General features: G+C 25.5%; 22 protein-coding genes and 1 other RNA gene. 10 read left to right on the top strand and 13 right to left on the bottom strand.

Annotation, left to right across the window (positions count from 1 at the left end):
- The first annotated feature begins 3 nt into the window (after nt 1-3).
- From pyrB to BHAMNSH16_RS12100, 3 genes are all read left to right on the top strand, one after another.
- The gene (gene pyrB / locus BHAMNSH16_RS12110; RefSeq protein ID WP_008727290.1) at nt 4-1,083 is read left to right on the top strand and encodes an aspartate carbamoyltransferase; all 1,080 of its coding nucleotides are present in this window, start codon (nt 4-6) and stop codon (nt 1,081-1,083) included.
- 16 nt (nt 1,084-1,099) lie between these two features.
- Nucleotides 1,100-2,332, top strand: coding sequence for a dihydroorotase (locus BHAMNSH16_RS12105; RefSeq protein WP_008727289.1), 1,233 nt, complete (start codon nt 1,100-1,102; stop codon nt 2,330-2,332).
- Between the two features lie 318 nt (nt 2,333-2,650).
- Nucleotides 2,651-3,679 (top strand): DUF3089 domain-containing protein, encoded by a 1,029-nt coding sequence (locus BHAMNSH16_RS12100; RefSeq protein WP_069731524.1) that lies wholly within the window; start codon nt 2,651-2,653, stop codon nt 3,677-3,679.
- 93 nt (nt 3,680-3,772) lie between these two features.
- On the opposite strand, the gene BHAMNSH16_RS12095 is transcribed toward BHAMNSH16_RS12100, so the two are convergent.
- From BHAMNSH16_RS12095 to BHAMNSH16_RS12070, 6 genes are all read right to left on the bottom strand, one after another.
- Nucleotides 3,773-4,348: a TIGR03943 family putative permease subunit gene (locus tag BHAMNSH16_RS12095; RefSeq protein ID WP_069731523.1), complete on the bottom strand. Its 576-nt coding sequence runs from the start codon at nt 4,346-4,348 to the stop codon at nt 3,773-3,775.
- A gap of 17 nt (nt 4,349-4,365) precedes the next feature.
- Complete coding sequence (locus BHAMNSH16_RS12090; RefSeq protein ID WP_008727284.1) at nt 4,366-5,193, bottom strand: metal ABC transporter permease; 828 nt, start codon at nt 5,191-5,193, stop codon at nt 4,366-4,368.
- A complete protein-coding gene (locus BHAMNSH16_RS12085) occupies nt 5,190-5,882 on the bottom strand; it encodes a metal ABC transporter ATP-binding protein (protein WP_008727283.1) in 693 nt (230 codons plus the stop codon). Before BHAMNSH16_RS12085 ends, BHAMNSH16_RS12090 begins: the two co-directional genes overlap by 4 nt.
- A gap of 20 nt (nt 5,883-5,902) precedes the next feature.
- Nucleotides 5,903-6,913: a metal ABC transporter substrate-binding protein gene (locus BHAMNSH16_RS12080; RefSeq protein WP_069731522.1), complete on the bottom strand. Its 1,011-nt coding sequence runs from the start codon at nt 6,911-6,913 to the stop codon at nt 5,903-5,905.
- A 66-nt stretch (nt 6,914-6,979) separates the two neighbouring features.
- A complete protein-coding gene (locus BHAMNSH16_RS12075) occupies nt 6,980-7,273 on the bottom strand; it encodes a hypothetical protein (RefSeq protein ID WP_069731521.1) in 294 nt (97 codons plus the stop codon).
- Nucleotides 7,274-7,362: 89 nt separating this feature from the next.
- A complete protein-coding gene (locus BHAMNSH16_RS12070; protein ID WP_008727457.1) occupies nt 7,363-7,971 on the bottom strand; it encodes a hypothetical protein in 609 nt (202 codons plus the stop codon).
- 143 nt (nt 7,972-8,114) lie between these two features.
- Between BHAMNSH16_RS12070 and BHAMNSH16_RS12065 the strand changes: the two genes are divergently transcribed.
- Nucleotides 8,115-8,759 carry a cyclodeaminase/cyclohydrolase family protein gene (locus BHAMNSH16_RS12065; protein ID WP_008727456.1) on the top strand — a complete coding sequence of 215 codons (645 nt, stop codon included), beginning with the start codon at nt 8,115-8,117 and terminating at the stop codon, nt 8,757-8,759.
- 308 nt (nt 8,760-9,067) lie between these two features.
- Entirely contained in the window at nt 9,068-9,364 is a 297-nt protein-coding gene (locus tag BHAMNSH16_RS12060) for a helix-turn-helix domain-containing protein (protein ID WP_008724686.1), read from the top strand.
- A 2-nt stretch (nt 9,365-9,366) separates the two neighbouring features.
- Here BHAMNSH16_RS12060 and BHAMNSH16_RS12055 read toward each other — a convergent pair whose 3' ends face one another.
- From BHAMNSH16_RS12055 to BHAMNSH16_RS12040, 4 genes are all read right to left on the bottom strand, one after another.
- On the bottom strand, nt 9,367-10,479 hold the full coding sequence (locus tag BHAMNSH16_RS12055; RefSeq protein WP_069731520.1) for a glycoside hydrolase family 3 N-terminal domain-containing protein: 1,113 nt from the start codon (nt 10,477-10,479) through the stop codon (nt 9,367-9,369).
- Complete coding sequence (locus tag BHAMNSH16_RS12050; RefSeq protein WP_069731519.1) at nt 10,443-11,405, bottom strand: glycoside hydrolase family 3 N-terminal domain-containing protein; 963 nt, start codon at nt 11,403-11,405, stop codon at nt 10,443-10,445. Before BHAMNSH16_RS12050 ends, BHAMNSH16_RS12055 begins: the two co-directional genes overlap by 37 nt.
- A gap of 121 nt (nt 11,406-11,526) precedes the next feature.
- A complete protein-coding gene (locus BHAMNSH16_RS12045) occupies nt 11,527-12,432 on the bottom strand; it encodes an Rpn family recombination-promoting nuclease/putative transposase (protein ID WP_008731268.1) in 906 nt (301 codons plus the stop codon).
- A gap of 69 nt (nt 12,433-12,501) precedes the next feature.
- Nucleotides 12,502-13,713, bottom strand: coding sequence for a DegT/DnrJ/EryC1/StrS family aminotransferase (locus BHAMNSH16_RS12040; protein WP_069731518.1), 1,212 nt, complete (start codon nt 13,711-13,713; stop codon nt 12,502-12,504).
- 308 nt (nt 13,714-14,021) lie between these two features.
- On the opposite strand from BHAMNSH16_RS12040, the gene BHAMNSH16_RS12035 reads away from it, so the two are divergent.
- The gene (locus BHAMNSH16_RS12035) at nt 14,022-14,789 is read left to right on the top strand and encodes a TSUP family transporter (RefSeq protein ID WP_008731275.1); all 768 of its coding nucleotides are present in this window, start codon (nt 14,022-14,024) and stop codon (nt 14,787-14,789) included.
- Between the two features lie 251 nt (nt 14,790-15,040).
- Here the strand turns inward: BHAMNSH16_RS12035 and BHAMNSH16_RS12030 are convergent, their stop codons facing one another.
- Nucleotides 15,041-16,462, bottom strand: coding sequence for a PD-(D/E)XK nuclease family protein (locus BHAMNSH16_RS12030; RefSeq protein WP_069731540.1), 1,422 nt, complete (start codon nt 16,460-16,462; stop codon nt 15,041-15,043).
- A gap of 324 nt (nt 16,463-16,786) precedes the next feature.
- Here BHAMNSH16_RS12030 and rnpB point away from each other — a divergent pair.
- The 3 genes from rnpB to BHAMNSH16_RS12015 all read left to right on the top strand — a co-directional run bounded on the left by rnpB (nt 16,787) and on the right by BHAMNSH16_RS12015 (nt 19,328).
- An RNA gene (rnpB, locus tag BHAMNSH16_RS12025) (RNase P RNA component class A) lies at nt 16,787-17,127 on the top strand.
- A 102-nt stretch (nt 17,128-17,229) separates the two neighbouring features.
- A complete protein-coding gene (locus BHAMNSH16_RS12020) occupies nt 17,230-18,069 on the top strand; it encodes a glycosyltransferase family 2 protein (protein ID WP_069731517.1) in 840 nt (279 codons plus the stop codon).
- Nucleotides 18,063-19,328 carry a glycosyltransferase family 39 protein gene (locus BHAMNSH16_RS12015; RefSeq protein ID WP_069731516.1) on the top strand — a complete coding sequence of 422 codons (1,266 nt, stop codon included), beginning with the start codon at nt 18,063-18,065 and terminating at the stop codon, nt 19,326-19,328. The genes BHAMNSH16_RS12020 and BHAMNSH16_RS12015 overlap by 7 nt, the downstream gene beginning before the upstream one ends.
- Here the strand turns inward: BHAMNSH16_RS12015 and BHAMNSH16_RS12010 are convergent, their stop codons facing one another.
- A complete protein-coding gene (locus BHAMNSH16_RS12010) occupies nt 19,329-19,922 on the bottom strand; it encodes a hypothetical protein (protein WP_069731515.1) in 594 nt (197 codons plus the stop codon). It abuts the gene before it with no gap.
- 277 nt (nt 19,923-20,199) lie between these two features.
- Here BHAMNSH16_RS12010 and BHAMNSH16_RS12005 point away from each other — a divergent pair, with 277 nt between their 5' ends.
- Nucleotides 20,200-21,036 carry a class I SAM-dependent methyltransferase gene (locus tag BHAMNSH16_RS12005; protein WP_069731514.1) on the top strand — a complete coding sequence of 279 codons (837 nt, stop codon included), beginning with the start codon at nt 20,200-20,202 and terminating at the stop codon, nt 21,034-21,036.
- A gap of 123 nt (nt 21,037-21,159) precedes the next feature.
- Here BHAMNSH16_RS12005 and BHAMNSH16_RS12000 read toward each other — a convergent pair whose 3' ends face one another.
- Nucleotides 21,160-21,495 carry a hypothetical protein gene (locus tag BHAMNSH16_RS12000; RefSeq protein WP_039954165.1) on the bottom strand — a complete coding sequence of 112 codons (336 nt, stop codon included), beginning with the start codon at nt 21,493-21,495 and terminating at the stop codon, nt 21,160-21,162.
- Nucleotides 21,496-21,499 lie beyond the last annotated feature (4 nt).

The raw sequence follows: 21,499 nt of genomic DNA, 5'->3' as shown, positions 1-21,499 counted from the left end.
ATAATGAGGAACTTTATATCTATCAAAGAGTTATCAAAAGAGGAAGTTATTGAAGTATTAGATGTAGCTAAGGAGTTAGATAACACTGATAGTAGAGAAAGAAGAAAAATTATGGACGGAATGATAATGACCAGCATATTCTTTGAGCCTTCTACTAGGACAAGATTATCATTCACATCAGCAGCTTACAGATTAGGATGCAAAGAATTAGGATTTGATAACCCAGAACAAAGTTCCGTAAAAAAAGGAGAATCTTTAAGAGACACCATAATTATGGTTTCTGCATATTCAGATATTATAGTCATGAGACATAGTATTGACGGAGCTGCTAAATTTGCTGAAGAAGTTACAAACTGTCCTATTATAAATGCCGGAGACGGTGCCAATGAACACCCTAGTCAAACTCTGTTGGATTTATACACATTAAGAGAAGAATTAGGAACTATAGAAAATAAAAAAATCGCTTTTGTAGGAGATACAAGATACGGAAGAACTGTTCACTCTCTAGTAGATGGATTAATGATGTTTAATGGAGAGTTTTATTTTATATCTCCGGATGTTATACAAATACCGGATTATGTATTAAAAGAATTGGATAATGCCAAAATTAAATATAAAAAACTTAGTAATTATGAAGAAGTATTAAAAGAAATAGACTGCCTATATATGACTAGAATACAAAAAGAAAGATTTGATGATATTAATGAATATGAAGAAGTAAAAAATGCATTTAGAATATCAAAAGACGATATTATAGGAAAATGTAAAGAGGATATGATAATACTTCACCCTCTTCCAAGAGTTGATGAAATTAATATAGATTTAGATGATACCAAATATGCTAAATATTTTATACAGGCTAGAAACGGAGTGCCTACAAGAATGGCTATGATGGCTTTGGCTACAGATGTTATAAAATCTAAGGTAAAAAGAAAAGAAATGAATTATGAGGTTGTAGAAAATAAAGAAATAGTTTGTCCAAATAATAAATGCGTTACACATTTTGAAGAGACAAAAAATAGAGTTGTGAAGAAGGGATACGGAGATTTCTGTTATTACTGCAATAGAGAAATAGGTAAATAAATTATTAAGGTAAATTATGATAATCAAAAATGCTAAAATACCAAACAATGAAAAAATAGTTTCTATAATAATAGAAAATGGAAAAATAAAAAATATAGATTCTGATAATAACTTTAAAAAATATATATCTGATAATAAAGTAGATGATATAATAGATGCTAATTACAATTATGTGATTTCAGGAATAATAGATCCGCATACACATATGAGAGATCCCGGACTCACTCATAAAGAAGATTTTAATTCCGGAAGCAAAGCATGTGCAAGAGGAGGAATTACAGTATTTTTGGATATGCCTAATACTGTACCAAATACTATTTCAAGAGAAAATCTCATTGCAAAAAAATCTATGATTATTGGAAAATCTTATGTGGATTACGGATTTCATTTCGGAGGAAGCAAAGCAGATAACAGCAATGATATAAAAAATATTATTAATGATGCAGCATCAACAAAAATTTTCTTTAATGCTTCTACAGGAAATATGCTTGTAGAAGATGATAAAATATTAGAAAAGTTATTTGAAGTTTCAAAAATAGTTACAGTTCATGCAGAAGATAAAATGGTTGATAAGGCAATAAAAATAGCAAAAAATACTAATACTCCGTTATACTTATGCCATTTATCACTAGAAAGCGAAATTGAATCATTAAAAAAAGCAAAAGATTCAGGAATGATAATTTATGGAGAGGCTACTCCTCATCATTTATTTTTAAATACTGAAGATGTAAATAAAAATGATAGAAATAAAATGCTCCTTAGAATGAAGCCTGAATTAAGAGAAAAATCAGATAATAAAGCATTATGGAAAGCGATATCAGATGGTACTATAGATACAATAGGAACAGATCATGCTCCTCATTTGATAAGTGAAAAATTAGAAAAACTTACATTCGGCGTTCCTTCTGTTGAACATTCGCTTGAATTGATGCTTAAAAAAGTTAATGACAATACTATAGATTTAAAACTGCTTACAAAAATTATGAGTGAAAAAGCTGCAGAAATTTTCTCTATGAAAGATAAAGGCTTATTAAAAGAAAATTATGATGCTGATTTAGTAATAATAGATTTAAATGACCATTCAGAAATAGAAGAAAAAGATATAATCACTAAAGCAGGCTGGTCTCCTTATATAGGTTTTCAAAGAGGAGGCAAAGTTTTAACTACTATAGTACGCGGAAATATAGTATATGATAATGGCAAATTCACAGACAGCTTTATAGGAAAAGAAATAACTTATAGTAATTAAAGCTGAATAAATGAAAAATTAAGAACTTTATTCGTAAAATATAAAGTGTGTGAATAAAAAAACTTTTTTAAATTTAATTATTTACAATTTTATATTATTATATAATTTTTTATATATGTACTTTTGCAACTTTTACATCTGGAAAAGTTAATATATTTTATCACTAATTACTGCCAGCAATAAATTCACTAAAAAGTTATAATATGATTAATATATAATTCCTATTAGTAATATTAGCAGCAATAAAAAATTATTATTGATTTTAATTTTTATACATTATAATATTTCTCTTATTAAAAAATAATGAGAGGAATTAAAATGATAAAAATTTTTATTACTATTTTATCAAGTATTATAATTCTAAGCTGCACAGCAAATAACAATAATACCGCAGCAGAAATAAAACTAACAGATTATTCAGACAAAAATAATTGGCTTAATATCCCTTCAACATCAAATGAAGCAGATGTATTTTATCTATATCCTACAACATGGAGCAGAGCAAATTCAAATGACAGTATAGTATGTCCTATAGACTATGAACCTATGAGAAAAACCGTTACCAATTCTATGCTTGAACAAACAGGAATATTTGAAGAAACAGCAAATGTGTATGCTCCGTTTTACAGACAGGCTGATGCTTTATACTTGATGAATACAAATAATAATATTAGTAAAGAAGAACAGGATAAGTATTTTTATTCTTCACCAAAAGAAGATGCAATAGCAGCATTCGATTATTATATTAAAAATTATAATAATGGAAAACCGTTTATATTAGCAGGGCATTCTCAAGGGGCTATGATGATAAAACAAATATTAATTGACTATTTCAAAACAAATGAAAATTTAAAGAACAGAATGATAGCAGCCTATATATTCGGATATTCAGTTACAAAGAAAGACTTAGATGAAAATCCTCATTTGAGATTTGCAAACGGAGAATATGATACAGGAGTAATAATTTCTTATAATACAGAAGCTCCTGATTTTAATGGATATAACCCTACACTTCTTGAAGGGGCTATTTCAATAAATCCTATATCTTGGACATTAGATGAAACTCTAGCCGCAAAAGAACAGAGTTTAGGTGCAAATATAGCACATAATTATGGAAACCCTAAATCCAACATAGTTACAAATGCAGGAAAACCTTCAAAAATAGCCGATGCCAAAATTGATAAGGCAAGAGGTGTTGTAAAATGCAGCACTATAAATCCTGATGACTTTTATGTAAGAGGAGGAGGAATTTTTGAAAAAGGTGTTTACCATGTTTATGATATTGCTCTTTACTATTATGATTTAAAAGAAAATGTAAAAAAAAGAGTGGGAGCTTTTTGGAAATAATTATAAACTAATAAAAAATGGACAGGATAATATATTCTTTATTATCCTGTCCGCAACATGGTTTATAAAATATAAATACGATATTGTCAAAAATTAATTAGCTACGAATTCTTTTCCTCTCTTGTCTAAAACATTCAAACTTATAGCATTAAGTCTTACAGTCTCATAATTGTCTATCTCTAATATTTCTACAACTCCTACAACCTCTATCCAATCCTGAGGATTAGGTATATTGCCTTTATAATCAAATTCAAAACCCGCAACACCATCATATCCGCAGCAGCCCGGACCATATCTGAATACAAAATTAAGTTTCTCTCCCGTATCCTCATCCGTAAATCCGTCATATATGCCTTCTAATTTTATTAATTTGCCCCTATAATCTTCAGGATTCAAATAAACATCATTGCATTGATTTATAAACATTCTCTCTTTTATTTCTATGATATTATTCATATCCAAATTTGATGTATCTATTTTATCCTGTTTAAGATCATTATTATCTGCTGAATTATCAGAAGACCTGCTTTGAATACTGCTATAGTCATATTTTTTCTTTGGTATATCAACATAATTTTTTTCTATATTAAACCAACCATCATTGTATTCTTTTTTTGAACAAGAAGAAAATGCCAATAATACAAAAAATAAAAATAATACTTTTTTCATAAAATATTCCTCCTTTTTTATTTTACACCTAATCTTATAAACCTTCCTACAATGGAAAATATTAAAAGCATGGCCAAATTCACCATAACAATACATGCCCCTGTAGGATATTCAAGCTGAAAAGAAGCTATTATGCCTATAAAAAAGCAAAATACAGATAATACAGCCGATGAAATTACTACACTCTTAAAAGTATTAAATACACGCATAGAAGTAAGTGCCGGAAATATTATCAAACTTGATATAAGCATAGCACCCATCATTCTCATACCTAATACTATAATCAAAGAAGTGAGTATAGATATAAGCATATTATAAAATTCGGCATTTATTCCAACCGCACGGGCAAAATTTTCATCGAATGTTACCAAAAATATCTTATTATAAAAAAGAACATAAAGCACTATAACTACAATACTTACAGCAATACTTATATAAACATCGCTTTTGCTCATAGCAAGTATACTTCCAAACATATAATTACATACATCTGTATTTATACCTGTTTTCACAGTAATGGCAATAATACCGACCGCCAAAGATACGCTTGATATTAAAGCAATAGCAGCATCTCCTTTTATTTTACTGTTTTCGCTTAACCTTAAAAGCAGTATTGAAGCTATAGCAACTATAGGTATTGAAAGCTGAAGCGTAGAAAATCCAAACATAAGTGAAAGAGATAAAGCCCCAAATCCTACATTAGAAAGACCAATACCTATCATAGAATATCTTTTTAAAACCAAATTAACGCCTAAAAGTGCAGCACATAATGATACCAATATACCAACTATAACTGCCCTCACAATGAAGGTATATGAAAAAAGTTCCTGAATCAAAGCAATCATCTCATATCCTCCCCTGATATTCTTTTATATATATCTGTTTTTATATAGTCCTCTGTACTTCCAAAGAAAAGAATATTTTTATTTATATGAAGTATCTTATTAGAATATTTAACTGCATTCGATATATCATGAGAAACCATTATAATAGTTACCTCATCATTCAATTTTTTTATTAAATTATATAAATCAGCAGTAGCTATTGGATCAAGCCCTGTAGAAGGCTCATCAAGTATTAATAATTCTTTAGCAGAACATAATGCCCTAGCCAATGCTACCCTCTGCTGCTGTCCTCCTGATAAATCTTTATATGACTTATTTTTTAAATTTTCTATATTAAGTTTTTTCAAATTATCCAAAGTTATTTTTTTATCTTTAGAAGTATAGAAAGGAAGAAACTTCTTCTTATTTAATCTCCCAGAAATCACAACTTCAAATACACTTGCCGGAAATGATTTCTGTACTATTCCCTGCTGCGGCAGATATCCTACTTCATTTTTCTTTATAATATCAAAAGAAATAGTACCTTTTTTAGGCTTAATTAGTCCTAGTATAGTTTTTATTAAAGTAGTTTTGCCTGAACCATTTTCGCCTATTATTGAAAGGTAATCTCCTTTGCATAAAGAAAAATTGATATTGGATAATACCTCATTATTGTCATAAAATACTGATAAATCTTTAATATTCAACATCAATTTTTCACCCTTTCATATTAATTTAAGCCTTTTTTCAAACTCTCTAAATTATCCCTCATTATAGATAAATATGTAACACCTGAATCAAATTCTTCTTTACTTACATTTTGTCCTGAATGAAGTTTCAATTTTTTTGCCCCTGTCTGCTCAATCAATGTATTTGCTATTTTTTCATTGCTTAATTCTATATAATACAAATAAGGTATATTATTATCCTTGATATAATTTATCAAATAGGCAATAGTTTTCGGACTAGCATCAACCTGACTGCTGCAGCCGTTAAAAGGTGCTCTATATTCCAATCCATATTCTTCTGCCAAATATCTAAATGGAAATCTATCTCCGAATACTATATTTTTTCTTTTAGAGGAATTTACTGCATTTCTTATTTCATTATCTAAAACGGTTAATTCCTGATTATATTTATCAGCATTTGATTTATATATGTCAGCATTATCAGAATCAATTTCAGACAAAGCATTGCATATTGCACTAACCATTAATTCTGCATTTTTAGGAGAAGTCCATATATGTTCATCATAAATGCCTTCATGTGTATGACTTTCTTCAGCAGCATTTTCATGTTCATTATGATTTGCTTCTTCTTCATGATCATGATCTTCATCATGCTCCATACCTTCTACAATTTCTTCATCTAATGCTTTTACATAATCTATAAGTCTAATTATTTTTTTCCCATTAGTATCCATAGAAGATACAACTTTTTCAGCCCACTCTTCACTTTCACCGCCTATATAAATAAATACATCAGCATTTTGTATATCTATAACATCTGCAGGTGTAGTATTAAATGAATGAATTTCTATACCTGGTTTTATTATCATTTGTAAATTCACATTATCTCCGGCTATATTTCTGGTAAAATCATATATTGGAAATATTGTAGTTACAACTTTTATTTTATTGTTTTCTTTGTTTGTATCAGCATCATTTGATGACTTATTAGTATTACATGAAATAGATAATACGGATATAATAAAAATTAAAATTAATATTTTCTTTATCATAATAAAAAATCCTTTATATTAAAAAATTATAATAGTAATGTATTAAAAATAATAAAGGACATAAAATCAATTTGTAAGTTTTACCTTTAACTTAATAGGACTATTATTCAAGTAAAATATCTTTTTTCTTGTTCCTAAGAAAAATATGCATGAAACAGATAAATATATTATTACTGAATTATATATATTATGAAATTTTACTATTTTACTTACAGTTTTTACTATAGAAAATATTTCCATACAAGTTTCGCAATCTGCATTTAAATGATGATTATGATGATATGAATGATGAATTATATAAAATGCAGGAAAAACATATATGGATATGATAAAAACAAATAATATTAATACTAATCTCATAATATTTTTATTATAATCGATAATAAATAATTGTCAATTATAATGAATATTTATTTTTATTGTTCAATATAAAATAATAATATTTCTCATTATAATTCAATATATAAAACAGGGCTGTCTATACCTGAGAATATAGGTATTTCTATTAAAAATGCATCTTTTAAATCATAAACATTAACATCTTTTATATCATCATAAGAAGAAAGATAACATGAACTTACTGTAGGTATATAATCTTTTGAAACTATTAATTTCATTTTCATAGAACTATACATAGATTCATATTCCCTATATTCAGATGTATTTTGATAATCTTTAAAAGGCATGAATAAAAATTTATTTCCATTTCTTATAGGCAGCAATGAATTTATATCTTCTGTTACATCTCTTTCTTTTATAATGCCATTTACATAAAGCCCTATTTCATTGTCATTATTTATATGCTTGAATTTAAAATTTCTAGGATAAGATCCTCTAGCTTCATTTTCCATATCTTTTAATATTTCTTCATAATAATAGTCAGGAACACCATTTTCATAACCTTCCGAATAGGCCGCTAATTCTATTAAAGATTTAGATATAGTAACTATTGCCACAACTGTTACATTCTTATCTTCATCTATAGTTACATATTGTGTATAATCTAAACAGCTTACAAAAAACAGAGAAAGAAATAAAGTAAGTATAATATTTTTCATAAAAAATCCTTAATTTTTTTAATATATAATATCACAAAAATAATAAATAACAATCTAGTATTATATTTTACTATTGATATTTATTTTATGATATATTAAAATCAGTTTCAATAATCATATAAATATTTTCGGAGTTATTATATATGTCAAAGTTAATCGATAAAAAATTATCAGATTATATTAATGATGTTGACAGTTCTCTTCCTGCACCGGGAGGAGGAAGTGTTATGGGAGCTGTAGGAAGTTTAGCTTGTGCATTAGCAGGTATGGTTGGATATCTTACAGTTAATAAAAAAAAGTTTTTAGAATTATCTCAGCAGGAACAAGATAACTTTAATAATGCTATAGAAAATATAAGAAATATTAAATGCTGTCTAATGGAGATAGTTGATAAAGATGCAGAAAGTTTTAATGCTTTTATGGAAGCTATGAAACTTCCTAAAAATACAGAAGAAGAAAAAGCAAAAAGAAAAACTGCAATATCTGAAGCTGCCAAAAAAGCTATAGATATTCCTTTCAATGCTTTGAAGTCCTGTTATGAATTAATGCCGTTTTTTGAAACAGTGATTAAATATGGAAACAGTAATGTTATTACAGATATTGCCTCAGCTTATATTTTAGCATTTGCATGTGCTAAGGGTTCTGTACTTAATATTAATATAAATATACCTCTTATAGATGATGATGTATTTTTAAATAATATAAAAACAAATACAGAAAAATATATAAATACTGTGGAAAATAATTTTTATAATATAGAAAAGCAAATATTATTATTTAGAATATAACAATAAATAATATTTATTATATTCTTTTTATCTAAAATTATGTTATAAATGTAAGATTTGTTATACAAAATTCTAATTTTATTTTTTCATATTGATATTTTATTCATATTATGATAATCTTTCAATAACAACAAGGGTTTATAAAATATATATTGGAATAAAAATATATTAGATTATTTTTGTTTTTTAATCTAATTTATCTAAATGATTTTTATATTTTATTCTTTGACTATATTTTTATAATTTTATTCTCAAAATCTCTTTATTCTTAACGTTAGTTATATGTATTCTTTTAATAGGAGGTTCGAATGAGTATAACAACTAAACACATGATATCCTTAAGTGAAGAGGAAAAAGAAAAAATCAAAGAATTTATTAAAAAGGAAGGAAAATCAAAAAGACTTATTTCTAGAGCAAATATCATTCTGGCATTAGATGAAAAGAAAAACACAGGACTTACTCACACTGATATAGCTAAACAGTATAATGTTACATACCATACGGTTGTAAACATTATTAATGAATATGTTAAATCAGGGTTAGATGAAACTCTAACATATAAGAGAAATCCTAACAGCAATAGAAAAAAGAAACAAGCCAATTAAAATTAATGATATTTATATGTGCGGGATATATTGTTTTCATCAATTATTTTTAATAATCTCGCACATGAAAGTATATCGGCATCTATATATTTAAACATATATTCTACATTTTCATATACATTGCTTATCAAATTAATACCGAAATTTATACCTGTATCAATGTTTCCTGTCATAGCTAAATCATCTGTAATAACTACACCATTAAATCCTAAATCTTTCTCTAATATATAAGCATATTTTTTTGACATACTAGCAGGATACTTATCATCTATATATTTATTCTTTATATGTGCCGCTAAAATAATTTCAGCTCCTGCTTCTATGCCGCTTTTAAATGGAATAAATTCATTGGATAATAACTCATTTGTAGTTTTATCAATACTTGGAAAATCTTTATGTGAATTTACCGCTGTATCTCCATGTCCGGGAAAATGTTTTAATACACTTATTATACCAGCATCTCTTTGGGCTTTTACCGTATTTGAAACCATTTTAGAAACTATGTCAATATTAGTAGAAAAACTTCTATTATATATATATGAATTGGTATCATTAGGTATATCACATAAAGGTCCTAATATCATATTAATACCTAAATCAAGTAAAAACTTAGATTTTTTGTATGCTATATTATATGCATATTCAATGCTATTTGAATCACCTATATTTTTTGCAGATATATCTTTTAATTTATCAAATTTTATACGATTAACTTCTCCGCCTTCCTGATCTATAGAAATTAACATATTTGGGTTAACATATTTTCTTAAATCTGATGTTAATTTTTTTAATTGTTTTTCATCTGTTATATTATAATCAAAAAGTATTACTCCCATTATATGATTATCTTTAAGAGTTTTAATTGTTTTTTCTGAAAGAACTTTATCTTTTATGCCTACCATTAAAAGAAGTCCCCTTCTCTCTTTTTTATCCATATTTGCAGCTTTATCTATATAATCAGATAAATCAGGATAATCTTTCTTTAATTCAGATATATATATACGCTCTCCAATCATATTCGAAGCAGTTTTGCATGAATATATAAACAACATTATCAAAAATAAATACAATACCGCCTTTACAATCTTTTTATTAACTTTAATACTTTTGAACATAATTCTAAATCCGTTTCTTTTATATTATTTTGTATAATATTTTTTATATTCTTTATATTATTTTTATAATAATTATAGGAAAATACATTTATTCCATAACTAATTATATTTTTATTATCTGTTATATAATCAGTCATTATAATGCCTTTAAACTTCATATTATTAAATAGAAAATCTCTATATTTATCATTATTTTTTATATGAGACATTACTATAATATCCGCATCAGCTTTTATTCCCTCTAAAAAAGTTTCTCTGTTATCAATAATACTTTCTATATTCTCCGTATCTTCATCTATATATAATTCATCATCATAGTATTTTGGAAAATATTTTAATGCTGTTATAAGCCCATTATCTTTATATGCTTTTACTGTACTATATATCAAATTGGAAGCGAGTATTTTATCATCTGAAAATATATGCTCTTTAAGATGAGATTTTTCATTACAATAAGTATTGCATATTGGAGATAAAATCATATTAACGCCTGCCGACTTTAATTTTGATGCTCTTTCAGATGCTATTTTGTATGCATATTCCTCACTTTTTCTCTCGCCTATATAACTAGAAAAAACTTTAAACTTCTTATCATAATATATACTGCCTGTATTTTTATAATCCTGATCTATTGCTATAAATATTTTTCTTTTAACTTTTCTTTTAATTTTTTTTATTATTTTCTCAAGGCTTTCAATATCTAAATTATCTATATTGATTATTATGCCTGATATATTTGTTTTATTTATTATATCCATCAAATTATCATCATAATTTTTTACTGATATTATAAATGGTATTTCTTTTTTATTTTCAATATTTTCTTTAGTATTATTATTTTTCAATACGATATTAAAATTGTCATAAAGATAAATAAAAATAAAAAATAAAATTAATAATATTGAAATTATAACAATGTACATCATTATTTTATTATACTTTATTTATATAATATTTTTATATATTATATACTAATTTTATTATTTATCAAAATCATTTGCTTTAAATAGAACTAAATAAACTTTTAATTAGATTGTATATTTTAATTTATAGTTTTTCTATTTCTTTTATACTTAGTCCTCTTAATTCACTAATAAGATTAATATCCATATTTTTATTTTTCATATTTTTAGCTAGTGAATATTTTTCTTGTTCTATACCTTGTTCTATACCTTGCTGAAAACCTATTTCTATGCCTTCTCTTCTTCCTTCTGCTCTCTCATACTGAAACATAGCAGCCTGTCCATAAAGAAAAGTATATCTTTCATTATACGCTGACATCTCTTTTTCATCAGCTACAAATCTTTTATATTTATCTATTACTTTAGACATGATACCGTTACCTCCTACTAACTTGTCAATATCTTTCTCTAAATCTTTAGTAGTAAAAAAATCAATCCAAGATAAAAGTTTGTTTCTATTATATTCATCTATACTAGTATTTTTTAATATTTCTGCAAATCTTTTAATCTCTATAAAATGTATCTGAAAATCATTAAGTCTAAGGTTAGGATTATTAACATCTGCAAATGTTAAACATTTATGCTCTCTTTTTATATCAGTCTCACTTCCTATATCTAAATTAAAGTTGATAAAACTAATGCTAATCATCTGGCTTATACCAATATATAAATCACTTTCTTTTAATTCAGAAGCTATATTTTTTGCAATATAATACAATATTCTTTTTATAAAATTATTATTTCCAACTAACTGTACTTCAATAAGTATCTTTTTACCATCTTTAGTTTTTGCTTTAACATCAAGGATTGATTCTTTTAAATTCTCATTTTCTGCTAAATTGTAAGGATTGATTATTTCAAGATTACTCACAGATTCAAATCCAACATCATTTAAAACAGCATTAACAATATTCTCTAATATATCCTCATCACCTTCAGTACCAATAAGATATCGTACAAATAAATCATTAAGTCTGTTAATCTCTTTCATGATTTTATTATACTAAAAACAAACTATTTTGTCAAAAATAAAAAAGCAATATAAGAATGTCAAAAAATATTAATTCAAATACTTAATAATATTCTCAGCAATATATATGGCATCCTCTTCTTTTAAAGTACTATACAATGGAAGAGTTATTTGATTTTTATACATATTAAAAGCATTTTTATAATTATTAATATCATACCCCAAATCAATATAAGCCTTCTGAGCAGGAAGAGGCAGATAATGAACATTTAAAGTTATTCCAATTTCGGACATTTTATCTATAAGCAAATCACGTTCCTCTTCTTCATAATCCTTTATTCTAATCAAATATAGATGATAAGATGACTCGCTAAAACTATCCTTAAAACTAGGAAGTATTATTCTTTTATTGCTAGATAAAATTTCATTATATATGCTTACTATTTTTTTTCTATTATTAAGCATAGAATCATATCTTTTAAACTGAGATAAACCTACGGCCGCATGCAAATCGCTCATATTAGCTTTATATCCTGCTAATTCAATACTATATCTCCAAGCTCCTTTACCTCCTTTACTTTTATCCAAAGCACTTTTATTTTGTCCATGAAGTGATAATACAGAAAGCTCTTTGTATATATCATCAGCATTGATACTGCCTATATCATTAAAAGATAAAGCCCCTCCCTCTGCCGTTGTAATATTTTTTACAGCATGAAAAGAGAAAGAAGAAATATCAGCCTGAGAACCTGTTCTTTTTCCTTTGTAAACAGCACCTATAGAATGAGCCGCATCAAGTAAAAATAATGGTCTTTTTAATTCTATTTGATATTTATTTTCTGAAGCATTAAATAATTCTTTTTTACTTTCAAGTATTTTTATAATGCCGTCATAATCGCATGGCTTTCCTCCAATATCCACAGCAATAACTGCTTTAGTTTTATTAGTTAAAGCCTTTTCTAATTTTTCTAAGTTTATATTAAAATCATTATCAGATGCATCTATAAATACTACTTTAGCCCCAAGATGAACAGCTACATTTGCAGTCGAAGTATAAGTATATGCAGGAACTATTACTTCATCTCCTTCTTTAATACCGAACATAATTAAAGCTAATTCCATAGCGGAAGTTGCACTTGAAAATAGTTTTACTCTTTTTACATCTATGTATTTACAAAGTTCTTCCTCAAACTCTTTATTAACAGGTCCTGTAGTTATCCAGCCTGATTTTAATACTTTAACTACTGCTTCTATTTCACTGTCTGTTATATCCGGAGGTGAGAAGGGTATTACTTTATTCATAAGTTCTTCCTTTATACTTTCATATTATTCTGATTATATTATGTTTACTTTACATAATTATATAATATACAACATATAAAAATAAATCAATAAGAATTTTTTATTATTAATAACTGCTTTTAATTACATAAGTTATAATTTTTTTATTTACACTAAGATATTAACAATTTTTATTAGCAATAATAAAAAATAAGAATTTTTAAAATACATTTTATAATAAATAAATTTACGAATATGATTTGACAAAAAATTAACATAGGTATAATATTTTTAATCAATAAAAAAAAATAAATTAGCGGTGTTCTATTATGCTGAGTATAGAGAATTTAATTATAGTAATTATAGGCTGTTCAATAGCAGGTTTTGTGGATGCAGCAGCTGGAGGAGGCGGACTTATAAGTCTTCCGGCATATTTAATAGCGGGAGTTCCTCCGCATACGGCATTAGCTACAAACAAATTCACTTCAACATCCGGAGCTATAGTTTCTGCTTTTACATTTTTCAAAAATGGTAAACTTACAACTAAACTAATAAAATTTTTAATACCTATGACAATATTAGGTTCTATTGTAGGCGTTCAGGTTATAGTATTAATAGATGCTAAAATATTGCAGCCTTTAATAATGATACTTATTTTAGCAGTTGGTATTTATACTTTATTTTCTAAAACTTTTGGAACCGATAACCTATTTTATGAAAATAATTTAAAAAGAAAAAATTATATAGTCGGTATGTTTTTTGCTTTTCTTTTGGGTTTTTATGATGCAGTATTCGGTCCCGGAACAGGAAGTTTTTTAATAATGTTTTTTGTTATGTATTATAAAATGGATTTTCTTCTTGCATCTGGTAATGCCAAGGCTTTGAATTTTACAAGCAATTTATGTTCATTGATAATATTTGCAATAGAGGGAAAGGTTAATTATATGGCTGGAATATTTGTTATACCTTTTATAATGATATCCACCTACTTTGGTGCTAAGTTTGCAATTAAAAAAGGAATAAAAGTTATAAAACCTATATTTGTAACTATATCACTACTTACTACATTAAAAATATTAATAGATATAATTAGATAGAAAATATAGTATGTACTGAAAATTTTTAAGTTTGTCAACTGATGTCTTTATATAGAATTATCAACTTTTTTTCCGAGACTTCGTCAAAGTTGCTGCCAACACCATACCTAACGGTACTTCCTTCGGTCGCAGGCGGACATTCGTCATAAAAGAACTGTGCGTTCTACGAAGTACGAAAATATTAAAAACATAAAAACTAATTTTTACAAAATTAAAAAAATTTCAATATATAATAAGTGTATATTTAATAATTATAACTTCTCTGTCAAAATATTATAAAGCTTAATCATAGCTTCAGCAATTTCTTCAGGACTATATTTTTCTGTATCTATATAATCCCAATAAATCCAATGTTCATCTTGTTGGAATTTATTAAATGTACTATTTATATCATTTATAATATCATGTAGTTTTCTTACTTCATTTTTATATTTTTCTGTACATATAGAAATATAATAAGGCTTATCCTTATTATAATGCGTTTCTAATGTTACAACAATATCATATTTAACTTTTATATTTAAAATTACAGAATCACTCTTTTTTATAACATTTTCTATAATTTTTTCTTCAGATAACTCATCAATATTTTGTATATTTTTTAATGTAAGGTAATCTTTAATTTTTTTTATATATTCAGATTTACCGAATATATTTATGTTATTTTTTATATCAATTTCTTTTCTTTTTTCAGTTAATAAAGATGTAACATTATTAAAAATAGTTATATACTCATCAACCTCTTCTACTGTTTGTATGTCTTTAAAAATATTTTCTTTTAATAAGTTTTGTATTTTTTCTTTTGTCATATCAAGCTCCTTTGTATTATTGCTTAACATGTTGGCATTATGTATGGTCTGTATCATAGCAGATTTCAAAAGCCTATAATCTCTTATATATTTATTATCATTATCTTTAAATAAAATATTTTTCTCATGCAAAAAATAATACTTTTCATTTTCTAAAATATTCTCAAGCCATAAAGCTATATCGCTATGTTTTAATGTTTGAAAATTATCTCCAAGTTCTTTTTTTGATTCTTCTGATAAAGTATAAGATTCATAACCTGAAGGATTGAGAAAAATCATATATAATTTTTTATAATTATCTTTTTTCTTATTATAATAATCCTCTAATTGATTTTTCTGCTCTTTAGCATATATTTTATTTTCTATAATAATTGCAAACTCTTTTTTATAAGATATAAACAAATCTATTCTTCTACTCTCTGCATACTCTTCTCTTTTTATTCTTATATCTGAATGATTTATTTCTTCAATACTATTTAATCCGTAATTCCAATTAAATTTATTATGCAAATATATTAAAAAATCTTTTATAAAACTTAATTGACTACCTTCATACTCTATATTTACTTCAAAGAGTTTAGCAAGTAAATTACTATTATAGTTTTCATATCTTTGTAAATTTACTGCATCAAATATACAAATCTGCGGAGGATATTTTTTCATTTCTTCTTTTATTTCTTTTATTACTATTTTTATTTGAGGAAGAAATTTATTTAATATATTCGTTTTTAATTCTTCTTCCTCCAAAAATGATTTATGTATAGACTTTATAGTATTTTCTAATGCATTATATTTTTCTTCTTCATCTTTTTTAAATTCATTTATTAAAGTTAATAATGTATTTTCAATAATTTCTGTATTCATATATTGAGTATAATAAACAAGCATAAAAAAATCAATTAATTTATTATTAAGAAATTATTTACACCCCCACCCTATATCTTTATTATTTTATTTTCAATTTTAATCTTTATTTCCTTACTGCTTCAAACAAAAAAGCATACCCGCCCAAGTTTTGATTAGATTTATAATTAACTAAACGCACGGTTAATAATTTTTTTAATATTAATAATATTATGAATTATAACTTATTTATATTTTTCATATTATTTATCGTGCGGTATTGAATTTGTTAATTAAATAAAAATTATGATTGACATTTTATGATTTTCATAATAGAGTAATCGGCATGCGGAGCGGGTAAACGCGGTATTTAAGTAACTAATACTGAGGAAAGTCCGTACCTCTAAAGGGCATCATGCAAGCTAACGGCTTGAAGACGAAAGTCTATGGAAAGTGCAGCAGAAAATATACCGCCGATTTGGTAAGGGTGAAAAGGCATGGTAAGAGCATACCGCATTTGTGGCGACATGAATGGCAGTGTAAACCCCATGAGAGGCAAGAGCAAACAGAAACGGATTGCCCTTTTCCTAAGTTTCAGGTGGCTCGCTGGAATATTATAGCAATATAATATCAAGATAAATGTTTACCTTAAATGACAGAATACGGCTTATAGCTCCGCTTAATTTTTATAATTATACCTTTTAAAAATTAAAAATAGTTAAATAATATTGTTATTTTTTTATTATGAATATATTATTTATCAATCATAAATAAAAATTGGTAAATAAATGGTAAGTATAATCATCACAACTAAAAACTCAGAAAATTTTATAGCTGATTGTATAAATGCTGTAAAAAATTCTAATTATAAAGATACTGAAATAATATTGGTAGATAATAATTCAACTGACAAAACAGTAGAAATAGCTGAAACATTAGGTGCTAAAACTTTTATTAAAGGTCCTGAACGATCGGCACAAAGAAATTATGGGGCTGAAATGTCAGGCGGCGAAATAATAGGATTTTTAGATGTTGATATGACTTTATCAGAAAATGTTATAACAGAATGCTTGGAAATTTTTGAAAATGATAAGGATGTACAGGCTATTTATATACCTGAAAAAATTTACGGAAAAAGTTTTTTTAATAGAGTAAGAAGTTTTGAACGTTCATTTTATGATGCTACTGTCATAGATGCTGTAAGATTCTTTAGGAAAGAGGCATTTATAAAAATAGGAGGCTTTGACCTAAACTTAAATGGTACTGAAGATTGGGATATAGACAGAAGAATAAAAAAAATAGGAAAAACTGACATAATAAAATCCCCATTATATCATCATGAAAATCATACTCTAAAACAATATATAGTAAAAAAAAGTTACTATGCTTCAAATTTTGATAACTACTTCAAAAAATGGGGACATGATAAAACTACAAAAAAACAATTTGGAATGTTTTATCGTTATATTGTTGTTTATATAGAAAATGGTAAATGGAAAAAACTATTAGCCCACCCTATTTACTCAATATCTATGTACTTCTTAAGATTCTTAATAGGCATTGTTTATATACTTTCAAAATTTAATATATCAAAAAAAGAAAATGTTTATAAGGATAAAAAATGTTAAATTTAAATGATAAAAAATCATTAATAATACTTTCAATAATAGCAATTATAATGGGAATATTTTTAAGATTTTATATCTATAATAAATCAATAATAGGAAAACCTCCAAGACTAGATGAGCAGTACCAATTCTATCAAACAGAAAAACATATAAAAGAAAAGAGATTTCCCATAGAAGGTGTTTTTCTAAATACTCCAGATACATATTATAGTGAAGAGAATTCAAGAGTTCCCGGAGGATATTTTTATTTATCGTATATGCTAAAATATCTTATAGGCGGAAGAACCTATGAAGGAGCAAGATTTATTAATATGCTCATTTCTATATTAGCAAGTATTATATTTTTTATTTGGCTTTATAAAAGATTTTCGCTAACCACATTTAGTATTATTTTAATGCTTATGTCTGTTAATGTATATTTCTTAAATGCCGGAAATAATATATATAATCCCCATAATCCATTAATACTATCTTTTATTTTTTTACCTGTACTTTATGAATATTTATTTAATGAAAAAAAATTCATATATGCTGTTTTGCTGTTTCCAATATTAGCATTATCAGCACAATGCCATTTTTCAAATTTCTTTTCTCTAATCCCATCTCTTATAGTATTCTTAATAATAAGATGGAAAAAAGATACAAAAGAAAATATAATACCATTGTCTATAGGAGTATTCATATCATTTTTAACTTATCTTCCTTATTTAATATATCAATTTCAAAATAATTTTGAAAGCATATTAAAAATATTTGGAAGAAAATCGGAAATAGATGCTGTCAATATAATACAGCCGCCTCAAATTTATTCAATATTCCTTTTCACTACAAATGAACCTGGAAATAAATATGTAAATGGAATAAAGGATATAATAAACAGTTATTTTGGAAATAATCCTTTATATATTTTTAATTTTATATTTTATATATTATCATTTGTATTTGCTTCAACAGCATTAATTTATGCTTATAAACATTTCTTTACTAAAAAGATGTTAACAGATAATGATAAAAAAACAAATACATTAAAAGATTTATTATTATTCTATATTGTATATGTAATAACTTCTATAGTATTCTATATGCTTGCCAATATAGGAGCTGGAAGACCTCATTATTTTTATTCATCATTTACTTTAGGATTCGTACCTATAATATATTTTATAGAAAATATAAACTATACAAAAAATAAATATATAAACTATATTTGCTTATATGCTTTATTAAATATTATAACTATTTTTATTTATAGAATATAATTAAAACTTTATTATACCATTAAAAAATTGTTTATCTCTCCATTCGATAAAGTCTTCAAATGTTGTAATGTTATTTTGTAAAACGGCTTTATAATATTCTATACCCATTATTTTTATATCATCAGGAGTTTCATATTTTAATTTTAATATTATATTTCTTTTTTCTTCAGTAAGCATATTTATTATATCATCAGCAGCTTTTTCAAAATATCCGTCATAATAAGATCCTTCTAGTATATGAATAATATCAATCTGCCAAATTTCATATTCACTGTATTCATAAAATAAATGCCACTCTATACAATGCTCATCTGTATATATTGAATTTGTATATGTAACTTTTCGTATATTTTTATTTGAAGCTATTTTAGATATAGCATAAAAACTTTTTTCTATATTTAATTCAGAAGTATAAACATGAAAATCAATATCTTTATTTTTCATTAAAAGTCCCATTTTTAAAGAACCTACTAAATTAACTCTAGCACCAATATTTTTAAAAGCATTTTCAATATCAAGTTCTTTTATAATATTAAATGCTTTATTCTGATTATAATTAGAAAGTTCTATAATCTCATTAATATGATTATTCATAATTCAAACCTAAAAAATAAATATCATCTTTAATAAATGATAAACTATTTTATTTTATTATTCAATAAATAATATTTAAAATACGATTATGTAATAAATATAAAATAACAAGTATTAATTTAATAGAAAGTATTGCTTATATTTTAAACTTTAAAATCTTCAATATATTCACTTTATATTCACTTTTAACAACATTTTATATTCTTGACAATTTAAAATTTTATAGTATAAAGAATTAACATAATATTAACTGTATTTATTAATTTGAGGCAAGCAGATGAAAAAAGGTAAAAAGTCCGAAATAAAAAAATTAAGAGTGAAAAAACATAAAAATCTTTTACTTGTAAAAAGCGACAGTGAAGAAGATAAAAGAAAGTTAGAAACTATTAGAGATATACTCATAAATAATGATGATGATCAGTCTAAATATGATTTGCATAATTACTTTTTGAATAATAAAGGAGAGGCAATTTTTAAACATCTTCCTTTTTTTGATATATATGAAAGACATTTTTCAAAATATAGGGGTAAAGATATCAATATGATGGAAATTGGTGTAGGAAGCGGCGGAGCTGTAAAGATGTGGAGAGAATATTTCAGAAACAATAACCCTGAAGCTAATGTTCATATATATGCAATAGATAAAAATCCTAAATGCAAACAATTTGAACAGGATAATATAAAAATATTTATAGGCTCTCAAGATGACAGATATTTTTTAAAAGAAGTAAAAAGTCAAATTCCAAAATTAGATATTTTAATAGATGACGGCGGACATAGAATGAATCAGCAAATTATAACTTTTGAAGAGATGTATGAACATATAAAAGATGACGGACTTTATTTATGCGAAGATGTTTATACTTCATATTGGCCAAATTTTGGAGGCGGTTATAAAAATCCTAATTCATACATAGAATATACAAAAAATTTAATAGATTATCTTAATGCATATTGGGCTACAGAAGAAGATGATTTATTTCCAAATGCCTTTACAGACAGCACCTACTCTATTCACTATTATGACGGCATAGTAATAATAGAAAAAAGAAAAAGAGATACGAGATATAATGATATATGCCAACAGGCTATCATAGGTAAAACTAAAGAATGATTAAGAGTAAAGACGATTTTTAATAATATTGTTTGTATAATAAAGAATTAGAAGCTGCATTAAAAATTATGATAAATTGAAATATTATAAAAAATAAAAACTCTTAATTTTATTCTGGTTATTTTATTTTCCTTTTCTTTTTGCCGATATATAAGCAAAACTATCAAAATATTTCATAATACTTTCATCTGTATTATATTCATTATCTCCAAGCAAATAATCGCATAAAACTTCTCTTAATCTTGTAAACTCTTTTATACTATGTTTTTTATACTGAGCTAATATAGTTAAATCTATAAGCTCCAAAGCTCTGTATGCAGCATTTTTAGAATATTCAGAATTATTTTTCTTTTTAAATTTTATTGCTCTGTAAACTTCGCTTCCAATATTAGCCATCTGTTCTGCAAGACTTAAAGTTTTCCATTTTCCATTTGCCGAATCTTTATGCATATAACTCATAAAT

The organism is Brachyspira hampsonii (genome assembly GCF_002214805.1).
Lineage (GTDB): Bacteria > Spirochaetota > Brachyspiria > Brachyspirales > Brachyspiraceae > Brachyspira > Brachyspira hampsonii.
This window is presented reverse-complemented; position numbering and strand designations above follow the sequence as displayed.